The following is a 4,729-nucleotide window of genomic DNA, read 5'->3' as shown; positions in this document are numbered from 1 at the left end:
TGCCCTGTGTGCGCTGCCGTAGTTCAGGAGAGGCGTAGGGCAGAGATTGCCCAAGGAATCGACTGGGCATATGGGAATGATAAAAAGGTCGTTATGGTGACGATCACTTTTTCTCACACTCGATTCCAGTCGTTAGCTGACCTTCTCTCCAAGCAATCTAGGGCATTGCGCAAGCTGCGGGGTGGTCGGGAATGGACTGATTTCAAGGACTCCGTAGGGTTTGGCGGTCTGATCCGAACGTTGGAGTTGACCTACGGTAAATCAGGCTGGCATCCACACACCCATGAGCTTTGGATCGTTGATAAGGATGTTGATCCTGAGTATATACGTCATACCGTGACGGAAAGATGGTTGAAAATTTGCCGTAAGGAGGGTTTGGTTACTAGAGGGAAAACCGAGGCTTTCAGGAAGCACTCCATAGATGTAAAAGACAATTGTTCGACAAGCGATTATATGGCAAAGCAGGACGATAGCTCACATTGGGGAGCCGACAGGGAGATTGCTAACGGCTCGGTAAAAGGGGCATATGGCAAAGGGAAACACCCCTTCCAGCTTTTAGATGAATACAGTCTAGGAAATGAGTATTCAGGAAAACTTTTTTTAGATTATTTAGAAGCCATGAGGGGCAAGGCTCAGATTTTTTGGTCACATGGGCTTAAAGATCGGGTTGGGCTGGATGAAAAGACCGATGTGGAGCTGGCTGAAGAAAAGCAGGACGCGGCTGATTTATTGACCAGCATTAAGAGAAATGAATGGAAACTGGTGCTGAAATATAACGCTAGAACTCTGGTTTTAGACGCAGCGGAACTTTATGGCTTACCGGGTATCCATATTCTATTGAATGACCTGTATTGCAAAGAAATTGATGTACAGGACTCAAGTTGATAGTCCTGCCGTGGGGCTTCCCTATGTTTGAGCTTCAGGACTCCAGCCAGCTAGGAGTCCTAGGTTCGTTCGTCTTTTCCACTCATATCATTGACACTGCCATATCATAATAGGTAGAGGTATGTATGTTCTGTTATAAATAACTTATTTTTTAGTTAGTGCAGACATATATTTTTTTGAAATTTCCTCACAAATAGGTTGAATTGGCCTTTCTAAGTAAGTTCCTCCGAAACCATCGAGACATCCTGTTGTATGAGTATATATATCACGGCAAAAACCATATGCTACTTGTAATGGCATATCCATGGCTATCCTTTTGCCACCTATTCTTAGCCCAGAAGTAAAATTTTCTAATTCCATAGACCAGTCTGACACTTTCCTACCGTTTTTTGTTCTACATGTAATAGTTACACCTTTTGTGGGATCTTGGTGATCAATTGGTTTGTAGCTAAACTCAAACTCTCTATGATCGTAATGTACCGTAGTAGGAATTATCCCTTCTAATCCAGTCATATCAAAACCTTATTGTTTGTTCTTACAGTAGTTAAACGTTTGCTTTCGCATACACAACTAAGTAGGCGATACTTTGTTTAAGATACTTTGACCATATAATTAACAGATAATTCAATTCTTTTAGTCGCGGGATTTAAAGGTCAAACAAGACCTCTTAAAAAAGATCTTTGAGCTTTTCCCAAAAACTACGGTTATTCAATCTGTTAATGTCAGATTGCAAACTGCTGATTTTATTTTCCATTTCAGCGTTTTTTGTAGTTAGGGATTCGATTTTTTTATCAAGCTCGTTGATACGATTCTGCTTTTCGTCAACGGTTGATTCGAGTTTGATATTGCGATCATGTTTACCCTTTAATTGCTCATTCAGGGCTAAAACCTGCTCTTGTAATGTTTGGATTTGCTCGTTAAGGGCAGTAACACTGTTGGTTCGCTTTTCCTCAGCCTTCTTCTTGTTTTCAGCCTTTTGGTTGTTCAGCTTTTGATTGAACTGATCTGCTGATTCTGGAAATTCATCACGCCATTCATGAGCATATTTATTGATATAACCGGCAGAGAAACTCATGGATTTCAGGTATGGGTATTTGGAAACTGTGTTCCACGCTCTTTTGAATGAATCCCATCCTGCTTTTGTCCATCCTAAGCCATATTCCTCTTTGGGTGCTTCCAGCATGGCTCTCCATGATGGGAAACCCAGTCTACCTACCAGACTCTTCTCAATGGTGTTCTTTGATGGTTTACCTACCGTCAGAATCTCAGGCAGCAACTCATGCATTGCGGCCATAAACTCAAGCCACTGGCTTGGATTGTTCTCTGATCCGAGTGCAGTAATTAGCCTCTGGTAGTCTCTTTGATCTTGATTGCTGACCAGCTTTGCGATGCTCATATTTTTGTTCTCCAGTAATATGTCTATCAACATATCATAAACATCAAATCAAAAGCAATAAAATATGTTTAAAACTGTTTATTAAACTGTTTTAAACATCTTTTACCTTCTTCGGTTTTTTGTCCGAAGAAGGGAGGTTGTGCCTGATAAGGCCGGAGACCCGAACAAGTCACGAATGTGACGAGAGAGTGGTCGGAGAAACCTCCCTTCGATGCCGATGGGTATTGAATGGCTGTGTTTTGGGCTTTGGGTGCAGGGAGTTATATAAGGGTGAATTTACCCTGATATGGCTAACTGGGAGGATGGCATTTTATATCAGGATGATATGAAATTGGCATTCGAAACCCAATACCAAGACACAGCCATTCAATGTCCATGAGGTATTGAATGCTTGGTATGAACCTACCCCTTGCAATGGGCTAGAAAACCTAAAAACCATCAGCAGGTAAATTGTCCGAAAGTAAGCAAGATTTATGGAAAGTGGGCTTTTATGGCATAATAAATATAGAAATTGAAAACAATGAAATGGAATCTAAAACCAAAGAAGAATATATCCGTCAGGCGAATGCCTACCTGAAAACCGTTGAAAAAAGAAAAGGCAAAATCACCCGGCTCGCTATTCAGCAATGCTTGCTGGCAGACGCTCCAAATTGGAGACCTTCATATTTTACAAAAATGAGAAGGGCAATTGTTGTCCAGCAGACTGCCGCTGGCTATAAGAAATATGCCAAAGAAATTGAGAAAATTAAAAACCCCTGCACGAACGAATTGCTTCCTGATTTTGAAAAGCTCCCAATTAAAAAGAAAAAACCAAAGATGAAGCATGTTCGGGAGGCTGACGAGAAGGCTTTAATTGATTATTTCAAAAAAACTGAGAACATCGAATGCAGAGCAGCCATGTATATTGTAAAGAATTTAGGGGTAAGACCAGAGGAACTAAAAGGTCTTGTCGTTACTGGTAACACAGTAAATGTTATCGGAGCCAAGAAAAACGATAACAGAGGATTGGATCGTAAAATTCAGGTAAATGACCCTAATACCTTGAAGCACCTCGCTACCTGCATTGATGTTTTGAAAAAAACCAAGAAAACCACTAGGAATATTCAGGATAACGTCAGTAAGGCCAGCCGCAGGGTGTTTAAGGGCCGGGATCGACATTACTCATTGTACACATGGCGACACCAGATGGGCGGGGAGCTGAAGGCTTCCAGTATGCCAGATCACGTCATCGCCTATCTGATGGGACACCAGTCAACTCGATCAATAGAAGCTTATGGTTTTAAAAACCGGGCTCGTGGTGGGCTAAAAATTCAGGCTGGAGGATATGATAAAAGGATCAGATACGGGGCTAAGAGCCAGTACCTTCGAAGAATAACGACATATAAATCCCAAAATGTCAATAATGACAAGGGCTTAGAAAGGTAGGGGATTTGTACTATTCGGTTAAATAGGGTTATTATTGTTCTTATTGATCGGCGATTTTGCCGGTTGTGCCTGCATAAACAACAGGCACAAAAAAACCAGAGATCATAGGTGCTTCAACACCTCCTTCCGGTTTTTTCATGTAATTACGTTACAGGGTCAGTATGACAAATATTTGCGATTTTTTCAAATTTGTCGCTAGACACCTGCCAAACAAGGCAGGGGAAAGTGATATCAAATAATTCGAAGAGTTCCCACCAGATAGAGCTTCTGGCTTCCTTATATGCAGGAAGTGAGAGGGTTATCAATTTAACGCCAGAAACCCACAAAGGCGGCGGTTGCATTGCAACGGGCAGGCCGGTTGCTCCTCAGCAGAGCCAGCCCACATCCAGTTTATCATCAAACGCTTTATTGGAACCAATAAAACCAATCTCAGGGTCGGGATCAAGACCCGACTATGCCGCTGGGCGGGAGCGCAGCGACCAGCCCCTTGGGATACACGCTGAATCTGTTTCCACTTTTGGGGGTGATTGTTGCTCAGAGCCCTTGCAGCACAAGACCTGTAGCCACTCAAAAACCGAGAAAATAACTACCAAAAAGACACCGATTGCTGATGCCTTGGATTCTGACTCCCATAGGAAGATTCGGGAGATAAGAGCTGATCGATATCGCCTGTTATCGGCGGCTGCCGAGATTGCCACCAGAGAGGGCGAAAAGCACAAATCTGGGCTGAGAAATGAATGCGCTCTGAATTATCACCGTGTCTGCAAATGTCGCCGTACACCTCATACGGCTGGGGACGATGGTGATGTGAAGGTTTATAAATCAAAAGAGCATGGCAAGGCTTTTTACGGTGGGCTGGTCATGTGCGGTAACGTCTGGGTTTGCCCTGTGTGCGCTGCCGTAGTTCAGGAGAGGCGTAGGGCAGAGATTGCCCAAGGAATCGACTGGGCATATGGGAATGATAAAAAGGTCGTTATGGTGACGATCACTTTTTCTCACACTCGATTCCAGTCGTTAGCTGAC

Annotated in this window: 4 protein-coding genes and 1 pseudogene; 3 read left to right on the top strand and 2 right to left on the bottom strand. The window is 43.0% G+C overall.

Translation table 11 applies throughout. The features are described 5' to 3' along the window. A partial coding sequence (locus RM811_RS18485) for a protein rep (RefSeq protein WP_402527250.1) occupies positions 1 to 885 on the top strand: 885 nt, incomplete at its 5' end. 144 nt (positions 886 to 1,029) lie between these two features. Here the strand turns inward: RM811_RS18485 and RM811_RS18480 are convergent. Both RM811_RS18480 and RM811_RS18475 read right to left on the bottom strand, forming a co-directional pair. After that, complete coding sequence (locus RM811_RS18480; protein WP_402527249.1) at positions 1,030 to 1,398, bottom strand: hypothetical protein; 369 nt, start codon at positions 1,396 to 1,398, stop codon at positions 1,030 to 1,032. Between the two features lie 154 nt (positions 1,399 to 1,552). Further along, a complete protein-coding gene (locus RM811_RS18475) occupies positions 1,553 to 2,281 on the bottom strand; it encodes a hypothetical protein (protein ID WP_402527248.1) in 729 nt (242 codons plus the stop codon). Positions 2,282 to 2,731: 450 nt separating this feature from the next. On the opposite strand from RM811_RS18475, the gene RM811_RS18470 reads away from it, so the two are divergent. Both RM811_RS18470 and RM811_RS18465 read left to right on the top strand, forming a co-directional pair. Further along, positions 2,732 to 3,706, top strand: a complete 975-nt coding sequence (locus RM811_RS18470) for a site-specific integrase (RefSeq protein WP_402527247.1) — start codon at positions 2,732 to 2,734, stop codon at positions 3,704 to 3,706. Between the two features lie 225 nt (positions 3,707 to 3,931). Then, positions 3,932 to 4,729 (top strand): annotated as a pseudogene (locus RM811_RS18465) (hypothetical protein); the annotation flags it as partial.

It is taken from the genome of Endozoicomonas sp. (assembly GCF_031844845.1).
In the GTDB taxonomy this organism is placed as follows: domain Bacteria; phylum Pseudomonadota; class Gammaproteobacteria; order Pseudomonadales; family Endozoicomonadaceae; genus Endozoicomonas.
This window is presented reverse-complemented; position numbering and strand designations above follow the sequence as displayed.